The sequence below is a fragment of the Micromonospora sp. DSM 43699 genome (assembly GCF_055517075.1).
In genome coordinates, this window is the sequence record NZ_JBTMMT010000025.1 from 61,421 (window position 1) to 84,708 (window position 23,288).

Below are 23,288 nucleotides of genomic sequence, written 5' to 3' on the forward strand. Positions count from 1 at the left end.
GGTCAGGCGACGCCCACCCGCTGCCACTGCTGGTTGGTGCCGGAGCCACAGGTGTACTGGATCACGCGGGCGCCGTCGGCGGTGGAGTTGCCGGTGACGTCGAGGCACCTGCCGCTGTGCCGGGCCACGAACTGGACGTACCCGGAGCCCGCGTCGCGTGCCTGCCACTGCTGGTCGGTGCGGCCGGACTGGCAGGCGAACTGCTGCACCGCAGCGCTGTCGGCGGTGGACCCGCCGGCCACGGTGAGGCACTTGTCGCTGTGCCGGGCGACGATCTGGACGTAGCCGGAGCCGGCGTCGCGCACCTGCCACTGCTGGTTGGTGCCGCTGTTGCAGGAGTACTGGGCCACGGTGGCGGCGTCGGCGGTGGACCGGTCGAGCACGTCCAGACACTTGCCGCTGTGCCGGGCGCGCAGGGTCTCGTAGGTGTAGCCGCCGGCGACCCCGGTGACCACGCCGGTGGCGGTGTCGATTGTCAGTTGCGGGTACCAGCTCATGGTGAGCGAGGTGGCCGAGGGGAAGTTCAGTGGCAGCCAGACGTACCGGGACTGGTTGACCGGGCCGCCCGTCGCGCCGGCCCACCGGTCGCCGAGGTAGAGGTACGAGGTGGCGGCGCTGCCCTGCACCGGCAGCACGTACGCCGACTGGGAGTCGTAGGTGGTGCCGTCGGCGAAGTTGGTCGGGTTCGTCCAGGTGCCGCCGACGCTGCTCGCCGTGGCGTACCGGGCCTGGTTGGGTGACCAGCCGGTGGCGCCCGAGGTGACCAGGAAGTAGACCCCGTTGCGTTTGAACATCGCCGGGGCCTCCCGGTAGTTGTCCGGCCACAGCGTCCGGACCAGCGACGCGACCCCGGTGTAGTCGGCGGTGAGGCGGTAGATGTTCAGGTCCGCGTTGTTGCGGGTGGCGGAGATCAGGTACGCGGTGCCGTCGTCGTCGCGGAACACGGTCTGGTCCCGGGAGTCGTGGCCCAGCGGCCGGAAGCTGCCCAGGTAACGGTAGTTCCCGTCGACCGTGCTGGAGGTGGCCACCGCGACCCGGGCCTGGTTGTAGTCGACGCCGTTCTCCCAGTGCATCCAGAGCACGTACTGGCCGGTGCTGGCGTTGTAGATCACCTTCGGTCGTTCGATGTTGGCCGTCGCCAGTTCCCCGGCGGAGGACTGGGTGAGCACGTTGTTGCGGAACTCCCAGGTGCGCAGGTCGGTCGAGCGGTAGACCGACACGTACCGGAAGGTGTTGTTGTCGTTGCGGTTCTCGCCGAACCAGTAGTAGTAGTCACCCACCTTGATCATGCCGCCGCCGTGGGCGTGCACCCCGGCGCCGGCGGTGTCGGTGAACTGGGTGCCGTTGGGCACGGTGACCGGCGCCGCCCCGGCAGGTGCGGTGAGGGTGAGCGGGGCGAGCAGGGCCGCGCAGGCGGCGAGGGCGAGGACGATCCGTCGGAGGGTGGTGGGTCTCGGCGCGGCAGGCATGGGCCGACTCCTCTTGCGGTGGACGCGAGGTGCCCGCAGGGACGCGCGGGCCCTTTCTTCGCCCATCACGATAGGCCGACACACTCATTGGTGCCCATAAGTCGATGTGATGAGCATCAATATTCTGGGAGTGGAGGCGGGGTCCCTGGTCGACCGGGTGGGCCCGGCTGTGCCGATCGTCGGGATGGCGAGCAATGATATGCGTCACATTGTGAACCCTTCTCGCGGTGTCCGGCACGGAAGGCGCTTTACGGGCCGAATCCCTTTTCCGCACCCCACATTTCACCACCGAAGACTCGGTTCGACGGGCGAAGGCACCGGAGATCGTCGCGCAGAGTGATCACCTATCACCCGGTGTGGTCGGTTGGGGTTGATTGCCGTCTGGCAACGAGCGTCTCGGTTTGTGCCGCTCACTACCCTGACCGATGATCCAGTGCCTGGGTACCGTCGACAGCGATAAGGGCTTCAGATGAGCAACAGTCACCCTCCGTACGGAGAACAGCCGGATCCGAACGTCACCCCGTGGAGCGGGCCGCCGGCCCCGCCCGCCGGCTACCCGGCGTACGGCCAGCCCGGTCAGCCCCCGCAATACGGCCAGGCCCCGCAGTACGGCCAGGCCCCGCAGTTCGGGGTGCCGGTGCCGCCGCAGAAGTCGAACCGGGGTCTGGTCATCGGCCTGATCGTCGGTGCCGTGGTCCTCATCCTCGCGCTCTGTGGCGCGGGCATCGGGCTCGCCCTGGTCAACTCCGACGACGAGGCCGACCCGACGCCGTCGCCGAGCGCGACCACCGATTCCGGGCCCGGCACGGACACCTCGGCCAGCCCGCAGCCGTCGGAGTCGTCGCCGGAGCAGCCGAACAACAACAACGCGGTGACCGCCCGGTACTCCAGCGACCTGTCCTCGGTCTGCGACGGCAGCCCGATCCTCAACGCGGCCACCTACAGCGGCCCGGCCACCGCCAAGGCGTACGTCTTCTCGAACAACCCCGAGCGGCCGACGTTCTGGTCGTCGAAGCTGGTCGGCTCCGACAAGCGCTACTACGCCAAGTCGGCCGACTTCACCACCGTGTCGGTGGTCGGCTGCATGTCGATGGTCCCGGGCAGCGAGGGCGCGCCCAAGAAGTGCGACTACAAGGACAGCGCCGGCAAGAGCGTCAGCGTCTCCTACATCTCCTCGCGCTACCAGCTGACCTTCTTCGCCGCCAAGACCGCGGAGAAGATCGGCGACGGCGGCACCGTGAACGCCCCGGCGACCCGGTGCCCGAGCTTCATCTCGTACAACAAGACGACGATGACGGCGTACGCGGCGCCGGACAGCGGCACCATCGAGGCCGCGCTGGACAAGTTCCTGTCGTGAGGTCGCGGCCGGGGGCGGGAGCATCCTCCCGCCCCCGGCGGCCCACTCAGGTGTTGACCGGGCGGCGGGCGACAAGCAGCACGTGCGTCACCGGCCAGTCCAGTGGTGCCCCGTCCACCGTGGACAGCGCTGCGGTCGGCGCGAGCCGGTGGGTGACGATCCAGTCGTTGCGGTACGGACCGCTGGCCGGGTCGACCTCGAAGCCCACGTCGGCCAGCAGGGACTTCCAGTCGGCCCACTCCAGCCCGCAGAACTCCTCCCGGGTCTCCGACAACCAGTTGTCGGTGTAGTCCTTGCGGGTGAGGAAGTCCATCGCCGCGCCGAGCGGCAGTTCGACCAGCTCGCCGGTGCCGTCGTCGACCGGGCGGTGCGGGAACGGGAACCGGTAGTCGACGGCGAACTGGTCCAGCCGGGCCCGCGTCGACAGCCCGGCGAGCCGCCCGGCCACCTGCTCGGCCGGCAGCGCCGCCAGGTCGGTGCGGGGCCGTGCCGGGTTCGTCCCGTCGGTGGTCGACAGCCGGAGCCGCACCGTCCGGTCCCGGCCGTCCGGGCCGCACACGTCACTGTTGATCCACACCCCGCCGGGCACCGTGTGGTCGTAGATGGCCTGCACGAACCGGCGCAGCGACGCCATCCGGTCGCCGTAGGACCAGATCTCGTGGGTCAGCGCGAAGGTCATCGTGGTGTCCACCGAGCGGGGTGCGAAGACCGCCCCACCGAGCACGTTGCGGCGGTAGAAGAACACGTTCGGGTTGGCGAAGAAGCCCTGCGCCTTCTTGTGCACGCACTCCTCGTACAGGTGCCGGGCCACCTCCACCCCGATCAGGTCGCTCTCCCGCAGCGCCGGCTCCCGGTCGGCCAGCTCCAGCACCGCGCCCGCGCCGCAGCCGACGTCGACGATCCGGCCGGGCCGCACGTGCTCGCGCACCGCCGCCCACTTGCGCTGTGCCGCGTCGGCGAACGCCTCGGCGTACGTCCGGTAGTCGCGGGTGGCGGTCAGCCCGCCCTCGTCCCCGACCACCGGGTCGTTGACCACCGAGCGGACCAGCTCGTCGAGCCGGTAGCGGGCGTACACGTCGAGGGTCGCGGGGTGGGCCAGCTCCTGCCAGGACGGGTCGTCGGCGGCCAGCCGCAGCAGCACGTCCCACGGTCGGGCGGGTGCCGGGTCGACGTCCGCCTCCACCCCGGCGATCGGGAACCCCAGCCCGGCGTACATGTCGGCGACCTGCGGGGTCGAACAGGCGACCACGGTGTTCGCCGGGGTCAGCTCCAGGCCGGCGGTCGCCGCCACGTTCTTCAGGGTCACCTCGGCGAACCGGTCGGTGGCGGCGGTGTCGAAGACCGGCACCACCACCGAGCGCAGCCCCGCCAGCACGCTGAACCGTTCGATCGCCGCCTCCCGGCGGTGGTAGGGGACCGGGTTGCGACGGGTGTTCTCGTGGTTGGCCGAGGTGACCGCCCAGACCACTGTGACCTCGTCGGCATGCTCGGATACGTCCTCGGCAGTGGCGTCGTGGTCGCCTCCCACCACCCCGCGTCCACCGTCGGGAGCGTAGCGGTTACCGCCGGTGGCGAGCCGGTGCAGATAGTCGGCCTGGAACCGGGTCAGCAGGTGATGTCGGCCGGGAAACAGCAGGTAGCGGGGCATCCCCAGTTCCTAGCCGACGCCGGCTGCCCGGCGCCGCGCGGGGTGCCCGGTGGGGAGGGAGCCGCAGGCTCCGCGTGGGTGTCTGGGCCGGTCGGGGTGTCTGGACGGTTGGAGGTGTCTGGGCCGGTTGGGGGCGGCACCGCGCGGTGCCGCCCCCAACCGGTGGGCTCAGCCCACCACGGAACGCAGCGGGACCTGCTCGGCCCGCAGGGTCCGCACCAGGTCGCCCAGGAACGGGTGCTCGTCGATCTGGAGACCCGCCGGGTTCGGGATCATCAGGTACGCCGAGCCGTCCGTCACGGAGACCCGGGCGGTGTCGGTGTACCTGTCGACGACCGCCTCGGTACGGGCCAGGTCACCGGCGGCCACCTGGATGGTGAACGGCCGCCACTCGCCGCCCAGGTTCTCGGCGACCGGGGTGGCCGCCGCGGCGGCGCGGGCCGGGTCGACCGCAACCGGCGACGCGGTCCGGGCCGCCGTGCCGGTGGCCGGGTACAGCAGCGCGTTCGCCACCAGGTGCAGACCACTCTCGTTGTACGCTCGGAACAGCGGGTTGAACGCGAACAGCACCGCCCGTCCGGCACCGGTCGGCTCGTCCACCACCGCGACGGTGCCCTTGAGCGCGTCACCCTGCACCGTGTAGCCGTTGGCCCAGAACGTGTCCCCGCTGGGGTAGCGGAGCACGTTGCGGCCGGTGCTGCTCGGGTTGAGGATCGGGTCGTTGTTGTTGAACTCGAAGTCCTCCGCAGGCCGGCCCAACCCGACCGGGCTGTCCGGGTCCACGTCGACCCGCAGGTGCGAGCCGATCACCGTGTAGCCGGTCGGCTTCGGCTTCTCGGTGGTCGAGGTGAGCCCGGCGGCGCGGGCCATCCGGGTGCCCTCGTTGCGCAGGCCGAGGTAGGTGTGGCCCTGGGCGATCCAGGCGCGCAGGTTGGCCTGCCCGGTCGCGGTCAGCCCGCCTGTCGCGTTGCTGCCGTCCGGCACCAGCAGCACCGTCCGGTTGGTGAAGGCGGGGGTGTTGTCGTTGATGTCGGCGGTGGTGACCGGGGTGAGGTCGAGGCCCCACCGCTTGCCCAGCACGTACCGGGCCTCACCGTGCGAGCCGGAGGTCGTGGAGATGCCGGTGCCCTGGAACAGCCCGACGTCCGGCCGGCTGACCGGGGTGCCGACCGCCGCCGTGGTGTACGGGGTGAGCGTCACGCCGAGCTTCTTGGCAGTGGTGTTCAGCTCCGGGGTCAGCGCGCCGGCAGGCATTCCCACCTCGCCGCTGTCCAGGTCCCGGACCAGCTCCACGCCCTTACCCAGCAGGGTGAAGGTGAACTCGGCCGCGGCGGCGGAGTCCAGCGCGAAGGTGTAGGAGCCCTTCAACGGCGGGGCGGCCAGGATCTTGCCGCCACCGGTGTTCTGGATCTTGTCGATCAGCTCCGCGTTGGGCTTGACGTCGGCGCCTGTGTAGACGGCGTTCACGCCCATCAGCAGCGGGTTGCTCCACGAGGACACGTCGTAGAAGTACGGGAACGGCGTGTACGGGTCCTCACCCATGATCGCCTGGATCCAGTGCTTCTGCGGCTGGTTCATCGGGATCCAGTACGAGCCGACCGGCACGGTCAGGTTGGTCGCCGAGCGGCCGCCGAAGAGCTTCGCGGTGGGCAGCTTGACGGCCTTCTTGACCTGGTAGACCTCGACGTCCATCCGGCGCAGCCGCTCGACCAGCTGCCGGGCGTCGGCGAGCTGCCGGTCGGGCAGCAGGAAGTACGACCGGACGGTCTGGTTCGGCACCGGGAACTGCACGGTGTTGGTGGGCTGGACCACCTCGTTGGGCTCCAACGTGCCGGCCCGACCCTGGGCGAGCGCGTCCTTCCAGACCTTGAACCAGCCGTTGAGCACCTCGCTCTTGTGCGCCGCCGCCCAGCCGAGGGTCGACCACTGGGTGTGGAACTGCTGCTGCACCCGGTCGGCCACCGCCGACGAACTGCCCTTCTCGAAGGTCATGCCGGCTGCGCCGAAGCCGGCGGCCGGCACCGTGTCGCCGTACCCCATGAAGAACAGGTCGTAGGTGGAGTAGTTGAAGTAGCACTCGGTGGTCACCGTGGCGCTGCACGCGCCGTTGTAGCCGAAGCCGGTCTTGTTGGCCTCGCCGATCCGGTTGATCCAGTCCACCGCCTCGCCGGCGATCTCGTGGTGGATCGGGTCGGCGTTCGGCGGGAAGAAGTACTGTCGGCCGCCCATCTCGTGCGCGTCGATGAAGACCTGCGGCGGGTACTTCCGCATCAGCTCGAGCTTGCCGTCGGTCTCCTGCTGGGTCCGGGCGAACCAGTCCCGGTTCATGTCGAAGCCGTACTCGTTCTGCCGGCGGCTGGCGTCGCGGCCGTCCGGGTTCTGCGTCGGCACGATGATCGTGACCAGGTTGTCGTTGCGCTGCTGGACCTCGCAGGACAGCCCGGCGGCCAGCTCGTACAACGTCTTGAGGGCGGCGTCGGTGCCGCTCTTCTCGCCGCCGTGCACGTTGGCGGTGACCCAGACGATCGCCGGGGCCGCCTCGGCGATCTCGCCGGCCCGCTGCTGGTCGACCTGGCGGGGGTCGCGCAGCGAACGGACGTCCTCGGCGATGCCCTTGAGCACGGCCGGTCGCACGTTACGCTCGTTCGACACCACCGCGTACGGCAGCGGCTGGCCGAGCACACTGGTGCCCATGACGCCGGTGACGACCCGCTTCGAGGCGGTGTCCACGGCGCTCAGGTAGCCCCGGACCTCCTCGTTGGTGACCACCCGCTCCTGGCCGGTGCCGAGCGGGAAGCCGAGGAAGCTCTCCGGGCTGGGCACCGAGGCCAGTCGGTCGGCCGGATCGGTACTACAGGTCGTCGGGGGCGCGGCGGCGGCCGACGGGCCGACCAGTAGGGGCGTCATTCCGGCTAGTAGTACGATTGCGGTGGCGCTCGCCAGCCGCCTGGGGGAAAGCAATGTGGATCGGATGTCCGCAGGTCGCATAAGGTGTCCAGTTTCCCTTCCCGGGAAATGAATCAGGGGTGCCCGGAGCGTATGACCTGCGCTTTCGGGCGGTCAAGATTCACAACAGGGCGGCGATACGTGATCTGCCAATTGCCCCACACCTGGTCGAACGCGGGCGTTCAGCGGCGAGTCGACCTATCCACTGTGGAGGTCGGTTGCCGCGTCGACGGTGCGGGTGGCCCGGGTCGCGTCTGCGGGTGTCCACGAAACGAGACCGGCCCCCGTGCCCGCCGGCCCCGCTGGCAGCGGCGACGGCGGGCACGGGGGCCAGTCGGTCAGCGCACCCGGACGAACACCGGGTTCGAGTAGAACCACAGGTCGCTCCACGGGCTCTCCAGCCCGTCGGCGAGCGGCTCGGCCTCGTCGGTGCTGGTGCCGCGTACCCGCAGGTAGCTGTCGGTGTCGACGTTGCGCAGGGTGTGCCGGATGACGTGATCGGCGCCCTGCTGCCGCCAGTCGCCGGGGCCGAACCGGGCGACCACCGAGGTGGTGGGATTGGTGTCGGCGTCCCGGTCGGCGCTCGGGCCGGTGATCTGACCGACGATCAGGTCCACCCGCCGGACCTGCGGGCGGTCCCCGTTGGCGTTCGTCCCGGCCGGCGGCCGGAACCGGATCTCGACGTCGACGTCGGTGCGGTTACGGCGGCTGACCGTGATGGTCTCGCCCATCTCGGCCGAGCGCCCCTGGCTGCTGGCGGTGACGTCGAGCCGGGTGATCAGGTCACCGGTGGTGACGAAGATCCGTCCGTGGCGCAGCCCGTCCATGATGTCGCGGTACTCCTGGCGGGCCAGCACGTAGGTCTTGCTGTACTCACCAGGCCAGAAGTCCGCGCCGCCGCGCGACCAGTGCACGTGCGAGTCGGAGGTGGCGGTGATCCACCAGTGCCGTCCCTCACCGAGCAGCGCGTCCCACAGCCCGCCGACCCGGGCGGTCGCCTGGTCGTAGCCGCCGTAGGTGGGGTGGTTGCCGTACCCGCCGCGGGCGCCCCCGTTGAGCGGGGCCGCCTGGTGCCCCGGGGCGCCCTCGAAGCCGACGTACACGTCCGGTGCCGCGTCGTTGCCGTTGCGGAACTCGTGCGGGAGGTCCTGCCCGTAGACCCCGAGCCCGGTCGCCGACCGGGAGGTGTGGTGCGCGATCACCAGCGGCTTGTGCGGCATGTTCCGGGCCACCTTGAGGAACTCCACCATCTTGGCCTCGGTGTCCCGGCCGGGGTCGGCCGGGAACGGGTCCCGCTTGGCGAACCGGCTCTCCAGCTCGAAGAGCTGCTTCGCCTCGTCGGCGTGCCGCGGGATCATCAGGGTGTGGTGGTCCATCGCCGGGGCGTCGAACTCCATCCCCCAGAACTGCAACACCTCGGGCACCAGCCGGCGGGACCGCAGCAGATCGGGGTACGCCTGCTCCAGGTTCACCTTGGAGTGCGTGGGCCCGCCGTGGTCGGTGCACATCGCCCAGGTCAGCCCGAAGTTCTTCGCCATGATCGCGTTGGTGACGATCGGGTAGACCGCGTCGGCGCCCTTGCGGAACGTCGGCGGGTTCGTCGAGGTGTCGAAGTCGCCGCTGTACTCGGAGTGGATGTGGTGGTCGCCGGCCCGCCAGCTCCGGTTGTCGGGCCGCGCTGAGCCGGCCTTCGTCTGATCCTGCCGGTCCGGGTCGGCCTGGGCCGCCTCGACGCCCACGAACGGGCCGGCGGCGGCGAGCGTCGCGCCGACGCCCGCGTACTTCACCAGTTGGCGACGCGACAGCTGACCGCCTGTGGCGTCCTCGGATTCCCTGTCCTGCACTGCGGAGCCCTCCGCTCGATCCGGTGGTGACCGTGTCGATCACGAAGCCTGCGAGAGGCTGGTGAACAGCCGTTGCACGGTGGCCGGGACCGGCATGAACGCCGCCCGGCCAGCGGAGGTCCCGTCCCCGGCCGCGCGTCGGGTGGAGGTCCCCGTCGCGCAGCGCGACGGGGACCTCCACCCGAGGTCAAGGCAGGTCGGCGACGGCCGGCGGGCATCGGGCGGAGCGTGGATGTGCCGTGGCCCCGCCGGGGTGACCGGCGGGGCCCGACCTGATGGTCATCCGGATCGTGACGGACGACCAGGGTGTGGGGGTGCCGCCCGGCTTCGGTGCCCGGGGCGGCCGGGACGGGTCAGTTGCAGGTGGTCCCGTTGAGCGTGAAGGGTGCCGGGGTGGTGGGAGCGCCGCTGGCGGTGAAGCCGAAGCTGACCGCCCCGTTGGTCGGGATGTTGGCGTTCTGGCTCTCGTTGGCCACCGTGACGGCCGCGCCGGTCTGTTGGAAGACGCCGTTCCAGTGGCCCTGGATCAGCTGGCTGCCGGGGAAGGTCCAGCCGAGCGACCAGCCGTTGACCGTCGGACCGTCGTTGTAGACGGTGATGCTGGCGTTGAAGCCGGTGCCCCAGGAGTTGGTCACCACGTACGACACCCGGCAGGTGCTCGTGAGGGTGGTCGCCGGCCGGATGTCGCCGTAGTCGTCCCGGGCGGTGGCGAAGTCCTGGAAGCCGAAACCGGGACCGGCCGACCGGGTGGTGGTGCCGGCCGCGAGGACGGTGCCGTTGGCGTTGACCGAGTAGACCGGCCCACCACTGTCGCCGCCCCGGGCCGACTCCGCGCCGTCGAGCTGGGTGGCCTCGACCAGGTCCTCGATGTCGTCGTAGTGGAAGTCGACCCGCAGGTTGCAGACCGGTCCGCCGATCTCACCGGCCGAGGTGTATCCCGACTGGCAGAGCAGTTGGCCGGGGAAGACCTCGGTCCACCCGGTCACCTGGGCGCGTACCTCGTCGTTCTGCCCACCGACATAGATGTGGCTGCCCGGCGAGGAGGTGGAGACCAGCATGGTGTCGTGGTCGTCGTTGCTGGCGACCGAGTAGCCGATCAGCGTGCCGGTGTTGGTGTTCGTGTTCCAGCCGACGTGCCAGGCCTGCCCGATGGGACCGCAGTGTTCCGCGGTGAGCAGGTAGCCCACGTTGGTGCTGTGGTTGCGGACGCCGAAGCCGGCGGTGCAGGCGTAGGTGGTCAGGCCGATGCCGATCCCGCCGTCGTACGGCGCGGAGTCGTTGTACCGGGACCGCTCGACCATCCGTTCGCGCACCACCGTCCGGGTGGTGACTCCGGTCGCCGGCAGCTTCGGCTGCTTCGCGCCGGCCTTCGGGTCGACCGCGACCTCGATCCCGGAGCCGTCGGTCCGCAGCCGGACGGCGTGGGCGGCGTCGTTCGGGTCGGCCTCGACGACGGGGGCGAGCTTCGCCGCCGCCTTCTTCAACTCGCTGCGGGTGTAGGTCGCCCCGACGACCTCGACCGGTGCGGTACGGCGAGCGGTCGTCACCGCCGCCGCGACGTCACCGGGCAGGGTGCCCTTCCACCAGAGGGTGACGTGGTCGTCCACCAGCCCGATACCGGCGTAGCCGCGCGGCGCACCGGCATCGACGGCGGTGCGGACGACGTTGGCGGCGTCGACGAGCGGGGCCTGGGCGAGCATCCGGTCCCGCGTCTGCGCCGGGATCAGGTCGAGAATGGAGCGGCCGTTCTCGGGCGTCGGCGTCGTCGCCGACGGTGCGAACGGCTGGCTGGGCGCGGCGTGTGAGGGCGCCGCCAGCGGACCGACCACCACCGTGGCACCGAGCAGCACGCCGGCGACCACCACGCGGTAGGTCACATTCCGGGTTTGCGTCATGGCTGTGAGTCAAGTGATCCCGGGGCGCCGAGAACAGGCAGAAGCATCGGCAAGAATCCGGCGGGACCGTCGGCGATGCTCCTGCCTGCCGCCCGCCTGTCTTCCGGCGGGCATGGGACATCTCACACGACCCGGATCGGGACGTGCGTCGACCGCCGATGGCGTGCCGGGAAGCAGGCCCCGGCTCCGATCGACCTCATCGGAGGCGACCCCGTTGCGGGCCGACGAGCAGGGCGGCGACCGCCTGCGCGGTGGCCGGGTGCTCAGCCAGCAGCGCCGGCACCGCCACCCCCACCGGGCCGGCGGGCGGCGTCGACCAGTCGCCGTCGCAGCCGAGCAGCGCGGCGACCGCGTCGACCGCCACCGGATGCCCGGCGAGCAGGGTGTGCACCTGCCCCACCGGCCCGGCCCGGTGCGTCGTCGGCGCGGGTGCGGGCGCCGGCCCCAGCCAGGGCGGCACCCAGGCATCCAACTCGGGCAACGTCCCCGGGAAGGTACGCGCGGCCTCACGGACCAGCAACGGGACCAGCTCCGGGCCGTGTTCCCGCAACGTGGTGATCAGAGTGGGCAGCCAGGGCAGCAGCACCGGGTCGGGCAGCCGGGCGAAGGCGGTGGACATCGTCTCCACCACGAACGGCGCGAGCCCCGGCACCGGTTCCAGCGCGTGCACGAAACCGGAGAGGTAGCGCGGGAAGGCCGGCACCACCAGCGGGTTGGCCAACAGTTGCCCGCAGCGCTCCCGCAGCTCGGCCAACGGCAGCAGGCCGAGCTGGTGTCGGGCCGCCCAGACCAGGGCGACCTTCGCCGGTGTCTCCGGATGCGACTGGGCCACCGCGAGCTCGAGCTGGGACCGGTCGCAGCCCAGGGAGAGCGCCAGGCTCTCCATGCTGAACAGGAAGCCCAGCATCGCCCCGACCTGCCGGACCCCGGTTTCCTCCTCGACGAACGCGGTCGGCAGCAGGGTGCAGTAGTGCGCGTAACCGGTCGTCACGAACGCCTCGCACCAGGCCGGCAGGGTCGGCGCGGTGGCCCGGTGGTGGGCCAGCAACCGGCGGATCCGCCGCAGCACCTCGGGGGCGTCGTCCACGGTGCGCTCGGTGGCCAGCAGCTCCACCGCCCGGGTGCCCAGCTCGTCGACCAACCGGGGGCTGTTCAGCAGCCGGATGGCGTCCTCCACGGCGGCGAGGGCACCGGCGGCGGTCGCGTCCGGGCCCCGGACCGATCGGCGCAGCCGCTGCTCCAGCACCTGTTCGACGGTCACCCCCTCGTAGCCCAGCTCGATCAGCGCCCGCTGGTGGCGGCCCAACGCGAGGTCCCAGCTCTCCTGGATCGACCGGTGCCCCAACCGGCGTTCACCCATGATCGGGCGGACCGCGTCGGCCGGGAGCAGGTGCCGCAGCATCCACAGCAGATCCGAGCAGCCGGTCAGCCCGGGATTGGCGTGCAGGTCCAGCAGGGCCCGCCCGATGGTGCGTTTCTCCAGGTCCAGCCCGAGCGGTTGGAGCCGGTCGAGCACGTCGCGGGCAAGCGGCGGCAGGGCGTCGTAGCCGACCTGCCCGATCCGGTCCCCGCCGAGCAGGATCTCGCAGAGCCGCCGCACGTCCCGTCGACCCGGTACGACGTCCTTCTCGATGCAGGTCACCGCCGCGTCGGCGAAGTCGTACGGGGTCGGGCGGGCCCGGTTGCGCAATCCGGCCAGCAGGATCGAGGTTTCGAACACCGCGATCGCGTCGGCGGTGCTGGCCAGGTAGCCGTTGCGTCGGGCCAACCGGACGATGTCCACGCACCAGCCGCGCAGCTCCGCCTCGTCCAGCCCGTCCAGGTGCGGGGGCGCGGCGAGGAACCCGGTGAGCCGGTCGGCGACCGACCCGGCCGGCGCGGCGACCGGCACCGTTGCCTTGCGTCGGCCCCGGGTCTTCCCGCCCCGTTGGCCGTCGAGCCGGTAGGGCGTCAGGCCCGACCCGCCCACCGCCTTGGTCCAGGTGGCGGCGGCGATCGACACCGAACCCGGTGCCAGGCCGAACTGCGCCTCGATGGCCGAGTGGCTCGACGGGATCAGCCCGTACCGCCAGCGGGTGCCGGTGCGGGGGGTGATCTCGAAGTCCGGGGCGGGGGAGTCCAGGCCGAACTGTGCGACCCGGCTGGCGGCGTGGAACGCGCCGCACACGTAGAGACAGTCCGCCGGATCGGCCCCGGACGCGGCGAGGTGCTCCCGCATCCGGGTCCACATGTAACGTTCCCGGTCCTCGTCACGGTCGGTACGGTCCGACCCGGCGGGTCGCAGCCGCCGGAACAGGCTGCCGATCAGCACCATAACCTGCCGGTAGGTGTCGTGGTCGGCGTCGGCGAGGGGCCGCTCGACGTACTGGTCCCACCACTCCGACCAGTGCCGCACCTTGCCGTGGTGCAGCAGGTACGCCTCCAGCTCGGCGAACCGGGGCCGCAGGTCGCCGATCTCCACGCCGACCGCGTCGCCGTGCAGCGCCGCCTGCTCACCCGCGCCCCCGGTCGACGCGGTGGCCGCCGCCGGTGCGGTGTCGTCCCCGGCCGGCGGGGCGTCGTCGCGGGGGGACCACTGGAAGACGTGGTCGGTGGACCGGTCCACCAGCACCAGCTCCACCCCCGGCGTCTCCAATGCGTACGCGATCGCCTGGTACTCGGCGGACGCCTCGGTGACCGGCGCGACCACACTGAGCGGCCCCCACTCGGCGGGGAAGCCGTCCAGCTCGGAGGCGAACGCCTGCACCGCCACCGGTAACCGGCAGTTGCGCAACTCGTCCAGGAGGGGCTGGAGATCCTCGCAGAGTTCCAGGTAGATCACCTTGGGCTGCTTGTGCCGCAGCCGGCGTACCATCGCCAGCGCCGAGGCCGGCGAGTGGTGACAGACCGGGAAGATCTCCAACCGCTCACCCAGCGCCCGGTCGACGTCGTCGACGATGCCGGCGAGGATGCCGGCCAGCGCGTCGGCGGAGCCGGCGAAGGTGGCCGCCGCATCGGTGAGCTGCTCCCGCAGCGCCCCGAACGGCCCGGCGACCACGCCACCCCCGGCGGCGGGGCCCGGGTCCTCGGCACCGCCCGCGCGGTGCGGATCGACCGGGGCGGTGCCGGTGGCGGTGTCGGCGGTCATGACAGCGAGGCGATCGCCTGGCGACCGCCGTCGAGGAAGCCCGCCCAGCCCGCGCTGTCCTGCTTGGCCCGGGGCTCCACCACCCCGTGCAGGTACTTGTTGAGGATCGCCAGGTCCTCCGGGCTGCGCCGGGCCAGCGACCCCATCAGCGACCCGGCCAGCGTCTCCGCCCGCAGGGTACGGTCGCCGAAGAACTGGCTGTGCAGGATGGCGTCCTCCAGCACGCCGATCTGCTCGGCGGTGGACAGCGCCGACTCCAGCTTCTCGTCGTCGCTGGTCGCCGACGCGGCGGCGGCCCGCAGGTCGGCGAAGCTCTGCAGCAGGATGTCCAGCAGGGTGGGCGGCACGTCCAACTCGATGCGGTGCCGCCGCAGCAGCTCCTCGGTGCGGAACCGGACGATCTCCGCCTCGCTGCGCTTGTTGGTGACCACCGGGATCCGGACGAAGTTGAACCGCCGCTTCAACGCCGACGACAGGTCGTTGACGCCCCGGTCCCGACTGTTCGCGGTGGCGATGATGGAGAATCCGGGCTGGGCGAAGACGATGTTGTCGTCGTTCAGCTCGGGGATGGAGACGTACTTCTCCGACAGGATGGAGATCAGCGCGTCCTGCACGTCGCTGGTGGACCGGGTCAGCTCCTCGAAGCGGCCCACCACGCCCTGCTCCATCGCCGTCATGATCGGTGACGGGATCATCGACTCGCGGGACTGGCCCTTGGCGATCACCATCGAGACGTTCCACGAGTATTTGATGTGGTCCTCGGTGGTGCCGGCGGTGCCCTGCACCACCAGGGTGGAGTTGCGGCAGATCGCGGCGGACAGCAACTCGGCCAGCCAGCTCTTGCCGGTGCCGGGGTCGCCGATGAGCAGCAGGCCCCGGTCCGACGCCAGGGTCACGATGCTGCGTTCGACGAAACTGCGGTCGCCGAACCACTTCTGCGGGATCTCCCGCTCCAGCCCGTCGGCCCGTTCCGAGCCGAGGACGAACAGCCGGACCATGCGCGGGCTCAGCCGCCAGGAGAACGGCTTCGGGCCGGTGTCGACCGACTCCAGGTAGTCGAGTTCCTCGGCGTACTTGACCTCGGCGGGGGCACGCAACATCTCGGACATCAGGGGTGTCTCTCCTAGGTGAGGAAGCTCTTGAGCTCGAAGACGAGTTTGCGGATGTGGCCGGAGAGGACCGGGGTGCCCAGGTCCTTGAGGCGCTGCCGGAACCAGGGGTTGACGCTCTGCTGGCCGGAGCTGCTTACCGAGCCGACCGGGATGAACCGCACCCCGGAGCGGTGCACCGCCTCGATGCCGTCGAACAGCGGCTGGGAGCGGTCGAACTCGTAGAAGTCCGAGATCCACACCAGCACCGTGTTGCGCGGCTCGACGATCTTCGGGCGGGCCATCGCCATCGCCACCGGCCCGTCGTTGCCGCCGCCGAGCTTGGTCCGCAGCAGCACCTCGAACGGGTCGTGCACCCACGGGGTCAGGTCCAACGCCCTGGTGTCGTACGCGATCAGGTGCACGTCCACCTTGGGCAGGCCGGCGAAGATCGAGGCCAGGATGGTGCAGTTGACCATCGAGTCGACCATCGAGCCGGACTGGTCCACCACCACGATCAGCCGCGACGGGGTGGTCTTGCGGGCGGTCTGCCGGTAGTAGAGCCGGTCGACGTAGAGGCGTTCGTCCTCTGGGCTCCAGTTGGTGAGGTTCTGCCAGATGGTGCGGTCGAGGTCGAGGTTGCGGTACACCCGCTTCGGCGGCACCGACCTGTCGATCGTGCCGACACTTGTCTGCTCGACCTGGGTCCGCAGCACCTCGGCGACCTCGTCGACGAACCGCCGGATCAGCGCCTTGGCGTTGGCCAGCGCCACCCCGGACAGATTCGCCTTGTCCCGCAGCAGCTGCTCGATCAGCGACATGCTGGGGGTGAGCTGGCTGGCCAGTTTCGGGTCGGCCAGCACCTCCCGCAGGTGCATCCGGCGGACCAGGTCGCCCTCCAGGCCGGCGAGGGTGCCGCCCAGCCCGGTGCCACCCTGCCGACGCAGCTCACCCGGGGGGCAGCCGAGCGCCTGCTCGAACCAGCCGGCGTCGGCCTGCCAACGGGCCAGTTGACCGGCGCTGACCGGCCCTGACCCGGTGCCGAAGACGTTGAGCAGCAGCTTCGACACCAGCGCCGCCCGGCGTACCTCGGTCGTGCCGGGCCGGTGCGCCCCGATGTCGCCGTCGTCCGGGTGACCGCCCCCGGTCGTGGCGTCATCTTCGCTGGTAGCGCCACCCGCCTCCACCACCTCGCCGGCCGGCGTGCCCGCCGTGCTCTCGCCGTCGCCACCGGCGACGCGGTCGGCGTCGTCGGCGCTCCCGTCGGGGTCGGGGGCGAGCAGGCCGCGCAGTTCGTCGGCGAGCGCGGGAAAGCGCTGCACGACGGTGTCCATCGAGACGGTCGGGTCCAGCAGGGCCGCGGGCAGGCCGAGGTCGTCGACCACGGCCACGCTCGCCGATTCCAGGCTGGGCTGCTCGTCGGGGTCGAAGAGCCGGCCCAGCAGCCGCCAGTAGAGCACCTGCCGACGGTTGGCGGCGGCCAGGTCGCCGGGGGTCACGGCCTCGCCGGTGGGCGGAGTGTCACCGGTAGGTGTGGGTTCGGTCATCGGCGCAGCAACCGTCCCGCGCGCTCGCGCAGCACGGCCACGGCGTCGCCCGCCCTGGCCTCGGCCTTCGCGACCTTCGGGTCGGTCACCCCGTCGGCCCAGTCGCCGTTGTGTGCCTCCACCGGCCGGCGTTTGACCGTGGCCCGCACCGCCAGTGGCTGCACCAGCCACCGCCCGTCGTCCCAGCGCAGCAGGCCCAGGCAGGCCGACGAGGCGGCGACCAGCGCGGGAGTGAGTGGGCCACCCGCCGGCAACCGGTCGACGGTGACCGCGAGGCGATGCCCGTCGAGGTCGAGGGTCGTTCCGTCGTCGTGCACGGTGTAGCCCTCCAGCAGCACCGGCTCGGCGATCGCCGCCGGGTGCCGGTCCAGCGGCGGGGTGGCCGTCGCCGTCGCCGTGCCGAGCAGCACCCGGGCGGTGGCGAACGGGTCGGCGGGCTCGCCCGCCTGCGCCCGGCCGTCGACCCAGTGCAGGTCGCCGCCGTGCACCGGCAGGTCGGTGACGGTCAGCGTCCGCCGCTGCGCGATCGCAGTGAGCAGGACGGGGTACGCCGACAACAGCCGCCAGACCGCCGGCCCACCGATCGTGGCGACCTTGGCCGCGCCCACCGTCACCCGGACCAGCCGGGGCGTCGGGGCGTCGGCCGGTTCGAGGATCGCGTGCAGTTGCACCTGGACGGCGGTTTCGTGCTCATGGACGTCGACCCCGAGCGGCAACAGCCGACCGGTCACCTGTTCGGTTTCCGCCACGGTGGCCGGGGCCGGCCAGTCCTGGGCGAGCAGCACGCTCCGGGACCACAGGTCCGCCCAGCGGCGTACCGGCACCTGCGGCATGGTGGCCACCGGCAGCCCGGCCCGCAGCTCGGCGGCGAACCCGTCGAGCAGTACCGCGAGCCGGCGCGACCCCGGCTCGGCCAGCGCCGCCTCGACCGGCGTCCCGACGGCGGAGAGGAGTTCGTGGTCGACGCCGCGCCACCCGGCGAGGGCCGCCTCGTGCAGCCAGGACCGGGCGGCGGCACGGGCGGGGGAACCGTCGACCGGCCCGCCGGCCGGCGACGTCCACGCCGCCCGGTCCCGCCCGAGGGCGGTGTCACACCGGTCGAGCAGGGCGTCGTGGGTCGCCCCGAGCAGCGCGGCCCGTGCTCCGGCCAGCGCGGCCAGATGTTCCTGGCCGACCGAACCTGCGATCACCTTGCCCACCGCCTCGGCCACCCGCTCGCCCAACGGCGTGCCGGCCACCGCGCCGGCCAGTGCCGTCAACGCGGCGGCGTCCTGTTCGCCGACCCGGGCGAAGCCACCCAGCAGGGCCTCGTCGAAGCCGGCGACCACGTCGTCGGCGTCGGCCAGCCCGGTGGGGGCGTCGTCGTGCAGCTGCGCCAGCTGTGCGCCCCGCATCAGCGACCCGCCCCGGTGGACGGGAACCAGTGCAGCTCGGGCAGCGCGGTGGTGCTGGCCGGGAGTTCGAGGTAGGCCAGGTGGCGCAGGAACCGGCTGAACACCACAGCGGCCGGGGTCGGCTCGTGCCGGGCGTCGAGCCGGGACAGCAGCTCGACGCCGGTCTGCGTCCCGTCGCCGGCGTCCACCCGCAGGTAGCGGGCGACCCGGTCGACGCCGTACTGGAGCACGGCCTCGTCGGCGAGGGCCTCCAGGTGCTTGCAGGGCGCGCCGCGCAGCCCACCGCAGGGCCGGTTGTTGTTGGTGCTGCAATGGTAGGCGTGGGTGCCGGCGGTCACCGACGAGACGTAGACCCGTTCGATGTCGGACCCGCTGGACACCACCCCCTGCAACCGTCCGTCGGCCAGCTCGACGAAGGGCACCTTGGCCAGCTTGCGGGGCCGGGCAGGCGGCACCACCACCAGCACGCTCCGCCGCCGGGCGGCCCCGTCAGGGTCCGTCACCACACGTCCTCCCACCCGCCGTGACACCGGCGTCGACCAGGGTTGATGGCGCGCGCCGGCCGGGGCCGGCGACGCCGTGACCACAAGATCATGGCCCACGGGTACGACAGTTCCGCACTGCCCTTCCCGTTCGGTCCGACACAGGAACCGTCCGGAGGGATGGGGGTATCGACCGTCTCAACTACGAGCCGAACGACAGGTGCTCCCCACCGGTCGTTCGTCGCTTCCCCAGCCTCGGACACGCGGCGTTCGTACGGGTCACCGGATCACCCGGTCGGGGCGGGGCGCGATGACCCCCAGGAGCGGCAGGGCGATGAGCAGGGTGACCGCGACCAGGAGGCCGCTGACCCATACCGGACCGAGGTCGCCAGCATCGGCACTGAGGGTCGCTGCGGCAACGACGGGGCCGCCAGCAGCACCGACGTTGAGCGCCGCGGTGGCATACGACCCTCCGATGGTGGGGGCGCCCGCTGCCTCGTAGAGCACCCGGGCGATCAGGGTGGCACCCAACGCGAAGGAGAGCGTGCCCTGCGTGACCGCGAGGAGGAGAAGGGCCGCAGGCTGGGTAGCCAGGGCCCCCAACGCGATCCAGCCGAGCAGTAGCAACGGACCACCGACTGCGATCACGATCGCGGGATGCCTGTCGGAGAGTCGTCCCGCGAGGGTGACGCCGACGAAGGACCCCGTGCCGAAGAGCACCAGCACGGCCGGAACCCAGAGCTCGCCCAGGCCGGCGGTGTCGGTCACGATCGGTGCCAGGAATGTGAACGTGGCGAAGGTGGCGGCGTTGACCAGGGCACCGAGCAGCATGACCAGGAGCAGCCTGGGCATCATGAGCTGGGCGATCTCGTCGCGAAGCGACGAGGTCGCCGCAATCCCCGCAGGGGTCCTCCCGGCCCGGGCCGGGATGCCCTTCACGACGCCGAGGGCAGCGGGAAGGCAGAGCAGGGCGATCGCCCAGAAGGTCGAACGCCAGCTGAGCAACGTGCCGAGCAGCGCACCGCCTGGCACTCCCGCGATGGTGGCCACCGTCGTGCCGGAGAGCAGCACCGCCAGTGCGCGCCCCTTCTGGTCAGGTGCGACGAGCGTGGCCGCCGTGCTCAGTGCCACGGCGAGGAAGCCGGCGTTGGCCAGGGCGGCGATCACCCGGGTGACGAGCAGGATCAGGAAACTCGTGGTCAGCGCGCCCACGACGTGGACCACGGCGAACACCAGCACGAAACCCAGCAGGCTGGCCCTGGCGGGCCACCGGCGCGCAAGCCCCGCCATCAGCGGCGCACCGACGACCATCCCGACAGCGAACGCCGACGTCAGGAGCCCGGCGGCGCCGACCGGCACGTGGAGGCCGGTGGCGATGTCCGGCACCAGGCCGGCGAGCATGAACTCCGAGGTGCCCATGGCGAAGACCGCCACGGCAAGCAGGTAGAGCGGCAGATGCATCGAGAACTCCGAGGTGAGAGAACGAAAGGGAGACGTCTCGTCACCGCGGCCAGCGCCCATGAGGTGTGCGCAGACCTCCCACGCAGCAGCAGAACTGCGGGGAGGCGAACTAGGAACTCAGCGGTTCAGGGGGCTGACGGCGTGACCGAAAGCCCCCACCTTGGATGCCTCAGGGCTCGACATGTCACAAACACTACTCAAGCCGTTGACGTCCGCGACGGGCGGCGTCACAGCGCCCACCGACATCGACCAGTTGCTCCAGTGGGTTTTCCGGGGAGGCCGGCTGGTAGCATGCGGGGTCGGCGGTGGCCAACACCTCGACGATCTGCCGATAGGTCTCGATGTCGCCGGGACCTCGGATGACCAACGGGATCTGCCGGTACCGGAACGTCACCGGCCCGCTGTGGGGGTGGAGACGCGCCGGCCTACGAGTCCTGCTCGGAGGTGTCGGCGACGAAGACCCCGATGCCCATGCGGCCGACCAGTTCGCCAAGCTCGATCATGGAGTCCAGCGCTCGCCGTACCGTCATGTGACTGGTTTCGTACTCGGCGGCGAGCAGGCGGGTGGCGGGAAGCTTGCTTCCCGGCGGGTAGATGCCGGCCCGGATCTTCGCGCGGAGATCATCTCTGATCTGACGCCAGAGCGGCTGGGCGTACGGCATGCGGTCAGCAAATCAGCCGACGAGGTCCAAAAGTAAAGCATCCCCATCCTATCTTTACAGGCTTTACAGGTCTGTTAGCCTTCGGCCAGAGAGCCGGACGGAAGGGGAGGGCCATGGGTCGGCGGTGGAAGTGGTTCTTGAGGGTGGGGCGGGCGGCTGTTGACCTGGTGGGGAGGGTCGTGCCGGAGGGGGTTGGGTCGGGGTGTTCGCGGTCGTCGGGTGGGCTGGTGGGCGTACCCGATGGGTCTGCGGCCCGGTGGTGTGGCGGTGTGGTGCGGTCCGGGCGGGGCGTGCGGCGGGTGGGGGTGACGCGGAACCAGCGGGCGGGGCGTTACGCGCTGCTGCTGCCGTCGGGTGGGTGCCGTGGGCGGCGGGGGAGCGGGTCGGGCGAGGGGCGGCGGGCCGATGGTTGACGGCGGGTCGTCGGTGCCGCGTCGGCACCTCGGGCGGGTGCTGGGGCAGTTGCGGGTCGAGGCGGGGATGACGGTGGACGGCGCGGCGGAGGCGTTGCAGTTCAGCCGGCGGAAGTTGTGGCAGATCGAGGCGGGCCGGTCCGCCGTGAGCCGTAGTGACGTGCGGGTGATGTGCGGGCGTTACGCCGCGCGGCCCGAGTTGACCGGCGTGTTGGTCGCCCTGGCCGGGGAGACGCGGGCGAGGGGTTGGTGGCATGCCTATGGGGATCCGCTGCCCCGCTGGTGCGAGCCGTACGTCAGCCTGGCCGGCGACGCCTGTCGGCTTCGCGAGCACGCCGACGGGATGATTCCCGTGCTGTTGCAGACCCGCGACTATGCGACGGCCGTGTGTCGGCAACGGCCGGATCTCACGGTGGGGGACCGGGACCGCCTGGTCGAGGTGCGGTTGCGGCGGCAGGGTGTGTTGCGGCGGCGGCTGCCGGCGGCACCCCGGTTGGAGGTGGTGCTCGCTGAGGGCGTGCTGCTGCGTGCCGTCAGCGACCCGGCGGTGATGGTCGCGCAGTTGCGGCACCTGGTCGAGGCGAGCCGGTTGCCGCAGGTGTCGCTGCGGGTGGTGCCGCTCGCCGTCGGGGTGCACCGGGCCCTTCTCGCGGGCCCGTTCCTGCTGCTCGACTTTCCGCCGGTCAACCGGGTCGAACCGGACCCGCCGGTGGTCTACCGGGAGTTGTTGACCGGGGCGCTGTATCTCGACCGGGTGTCGGAGGTGGCCGCGTATGAGGAGGCCTGGGCCGGTCTGGACGCGGTGGCCCTGGACCACGACGAGTCCCGCCGGCTGATCGAGAAGATCAGCGCCGAGGTCCACCAACCGGATGTCTGACCGCCCGCAGGCCCGTCGCCGTACCGGCATCGATACCGATCGTAGGATTGTCAGATGGTGCGGGTGGCTGTGGCGACCGATGCGGGGCATCCCGGCCGGGCCAACGAGGATTTCGCCGGTGCCGTCGCCGCCGGTCTGGTGCTCGTCGACGGTGCCGGTGGCATCGCCGACGCCGCCCAGGTCTGCCACCACGGCGTGGCCTGGTACGCCACCCGTCTCGGTGGTGCCCTGCTGGGCGCTCTGTCCCTGGGGCGGAGCCTGCGCGACGTGCTGGCCGAGGGCATCGAGCGGATCACCGACGAGCACCGCGACACCTGCGACGTCGCCCACCCGATCAGTCCGTACGCCGCGGTGGCGATGCTCCGGTTCGCCGGCGGGCGCGTCGAGCATCTGGTCCTCGGTGACGCGGTGGCGGTCCTCGGCCGGGTGGGCGGCGAGCCGTTCGTGGCCCACGATCCGCGTGAGGTGGTGATCGCCCGCTCCTTCGAGCGGCGGTTGCGGGGCGTACCCCCGGGCAGTGACAGGTACCGGCGGTTGCTGGGCGAGTTGCGGGCGCACCGGAACAGCCCGGGCGGCTTCTGGGTGGCCAAGGACGACCCCCGGGTGGTGGACGAGGCGGTCACCGGCAGCTGCCCGGCCGCCGAGGTGACCGTGGCGGCACTGCTCAGCAACGGCGCGAGCAGGCTGGTGGACACCCTCGGGCTGACCGACTGGGCGGGACTGCTGGACCTGCTGGCGTCCGCCGGCCCCGACGAGGTCATCCGCCAGGTCAGGCAGGCCGAGGCGCGCGACGGCATCGCCGCCGACGACGCGACGGTCATCTGCCGCAGCTGAGTCAGCCCCACGGCGGCAGGTGCCGGCGGGGGAAGCCTGGTGATGCTGTCGACCGTGACCGTGTTAGGCCCCGCCGCCCACCGGTTGCCGGCCGGGCGGCAGGGCCTCGGCCCGGGGCTAGTGTCCTGCGCCGGAAATTCGCCTGATAAGTGGGTAGGGTGGTGGGATGCCGAGAACCGGGCGTCCCACTGCGCCGCTGACGCTGACCGACGATGAGCGAGCGACGTTGACGCGGTGGTCACGG

The 23,288-nt window shown here is 71.5% G+C and carries 15 protein-coding genes and 2 pseudogenes; 3 read left to right on the forward strand and 14 right to left on the reverse strand.

What is annotated here, in order from left to right:
- Positions 1 to 2: 2 nt before the first annotated feature.
- The gene (locus AC0AIB_RS14970; protein WP_465096901.1) at positions 3 to 1,469 is read right to left on the reverse strand and encodes an RICIN domain-containing protein; all 1,467 of its coding nucleotides are present in this window, start codon (positions 1,467 to 1,469) and stop codon (positions 3 to 5) included.
- 469 nt (positions 1,470 to 1,938) lie between these two features.
- Here AC0AIB_RS14970 and AC0AIB_RS14975 point away from each other — a divergent pair, with 469 nt between their 5' ends.
- Entirely contained in the window at positions 1,939 to 2,826 is an 888-nt protein-coding gene (locus AC0AIB_RS14975) for a hypothetical protein (RefSeq protein WP_465096902.1), read from the forward strand.
- A 46-nt stretch (positions 2,827 to 2,872) separates the two neighbouring features.
- Here AC0AIB_RS14975 and AC0AIB_RS14980 read toward each other — a convergent pair whose 3' ends face one another.
- The 13 genes and pseudogenes from AC0AIB_RS14980 to AC0AIB_RS15040 all read right to left on the reverse strand — a co-directional run bounded on the left by AC0AIB_RS14980 (position 2,873) and on the right by AC0AIB_RS15040 (position 20,920).
- The gene (locus tag AC0AIB_RS14980; RefSeq protein ID WP_328346708.1) at positions 2,873 to 4,474 is read right to left on the reverse strand and encodes a class I SAM-dependent methyltransferase; all 1,602 of its coding nucleotides are present in this window, start codon (positions 4,472 to 4,474) and stop codon (positions 2,873 to 2,875) included.
- Positions 4,475 to 4,642: 168 nt separating this feature from the next.
- A complete protein-coding gene (locus AC0AIB_RS14985; protein ID WP_328346710.1) occupies positions 4,643 to 7,381 on the reverse strand; it encodes a M14 family zinc carboxypeptidase in 2,739 nt (912 codons plus the stop codon).
- Positions 7,382 to 7,758: 377 nt separating this feature from the next.
- Positions 7,759 to 9,264: a phosphoesterase gene (locus AC0AIB_RS14990; protein ID WP_465096903.1), complete on the reverse strand. Its 1,506-nt coding sequence runs from the start codon at positions 9,262 to 9,264 to the stop codon at positions 7,759 to 7,761.
- A 353-nt stretch (positions 9,265 to 9,617) separates the two neighbouring features.
- Positions 9,618 to 11,159: a cellulose binding domain-containing protein gene (locus tag AC0AIB_RS14995; RefSeq protein ID WP_328346712.1), complete on the reverse strand. Its 1,542-nt coding sequence runs from the start codon at positions 11,157 to 11,159 to the stop codon at positions 9,618 to 9,620.
- Between the two features lie 196 nt (positions 11,160 to 11,355).
- Positions 11,356 to 14,286, reverse strand: coding sequence for a DUF5682 family protein (locus AC0AIB_RS15000; RefSeq protein WP_328346713.1), 2,931 nt, complete (start codon positions 14,284 to 14,286; stop codon positions 11,356 to 11,358).
- A complete protein-coding gene (locus AC0AIB_RS15005; RefSeq protein WP_328346714.1) occupies positions 14,283 to 15,395 on the reverse strand; it encodes an ATP-binding protein in 1,113 nt (370 codons plus the stop codon). Before AC0AIB_RS15005 ends, AC0AIB_RS15000 begins: the two co-directional genes overlap by 4 nt.
- A 14-nt stretch (positions 15,396 to 15,409) precedes the next feature.
- A pseudogene (locus tag AC0AIB_RS15010) lies at positions 15,410 to 16,477 on the reverse strand (VWA domain-containing protein); the annotation flags it as partial.
- Between the two features lie 174 nt (positions 16,478 to 16,651).
- A pseudogene (locus AC0AIB_RS15015) lies at positions 16,652 to 16,921 on the reverse strand (VWA containing CoxE family protein); the annotation flags it as partial.
- A complete protein-coding gene (locus tag AC0AIB_RS15020) occupies positions 16,918 to 18,315 on the reverse strand; it encodes a hypothetical protein (protein ID WP_465096904.1) in 1,398 nt (465 codons plus the stop codon). The pseudogene AC0AIB_RS15015 and the gene AC0AIB_RS15020, both read right to left, overlap by 4 nt.
- Entirely contained in the window at positions 18,315 to 18,782 is a 468-nt protein-coding gene (locus AC0AIB_RS15025) for a hypothetical protein (RefSeq protein WP_328348780.1), read from the reverse strand. Before AC0AIB_RS15025 ends, AC0AIB_RS15020 begins: the two co-directional genes overlap by 1 nt.
- A gap of 294 nt (positions 18,783 to 19,076) precedes the next feature.
- The gene (locus AC0AIB_RS15030; RefSeq protein WP_465096905.1) at positions 19,077 to 20,258 is read right to left on the reverse strand and encodes a Cmx/CmrA family chloramphenicol efflux MFS transporter; all 1,182 of its coding nucleotides are present in this window, start codon (positions 20,256 to 20,258) and stop codon (positions 19,077 to 19,079) included.
- Between the two features lie 193 nt (positions 20,259 to 20,451).
- Entirely contained in the window at positions 20,452 to 20,652 is a 201-nt protein-coding gene (locus tag AC0AIB_RS15035) for a hypothetical protein (RefSeq protein ID WP_465096906.1), read from the reverse strand.
- 31 nt (positions 20,653 to 20,683) lie between these two features.
- On the reverse strand, positions 20,684 to 20,920 hold the full coding sequence (locus tag AC0AIB_RS15040; RefSeq protein WP_328346719.1) for a GntR family transcriptional regulator: 237 nt from the start codon (positions 20,918 to 20,920) through the stop codon (positions 20,684 to 20,686).
- 405 nt (positions 20,921 to 21,325) lie between these two features.
- Between AC0AIB_RS15040 and AC0AIB_RS15045 the strand changes: the two genes are divergently transcribed.
- Positions 21,326 to 22,210: a helix-turn-helix domain-containing protein gene (locus tag AC0AIB_RS15045; protein WP_328346721.1), complete on the forward strand. Its 885-nt coding sequence runs from the start codon at positions 21,326 to 21,328 to the stop codon at positions 22,208 to 22,210.
- A gap of 54 nt (positions 22,211 to 22,264) precedes the next feature.
- Positions 22,265 to 23,044 (forward strand): hypothetical protein, encoded by a 780-nt coding sequence (locus AC0AIB_RS15050; protein ID WP_465096907.1) that lies wholly within the window; start codon positions 22,265 to 22,267, stop codon positions 23,042 to 23,044.
- Positions 23,045 to 23,288 lie beyond the last annotated feature (244 nt).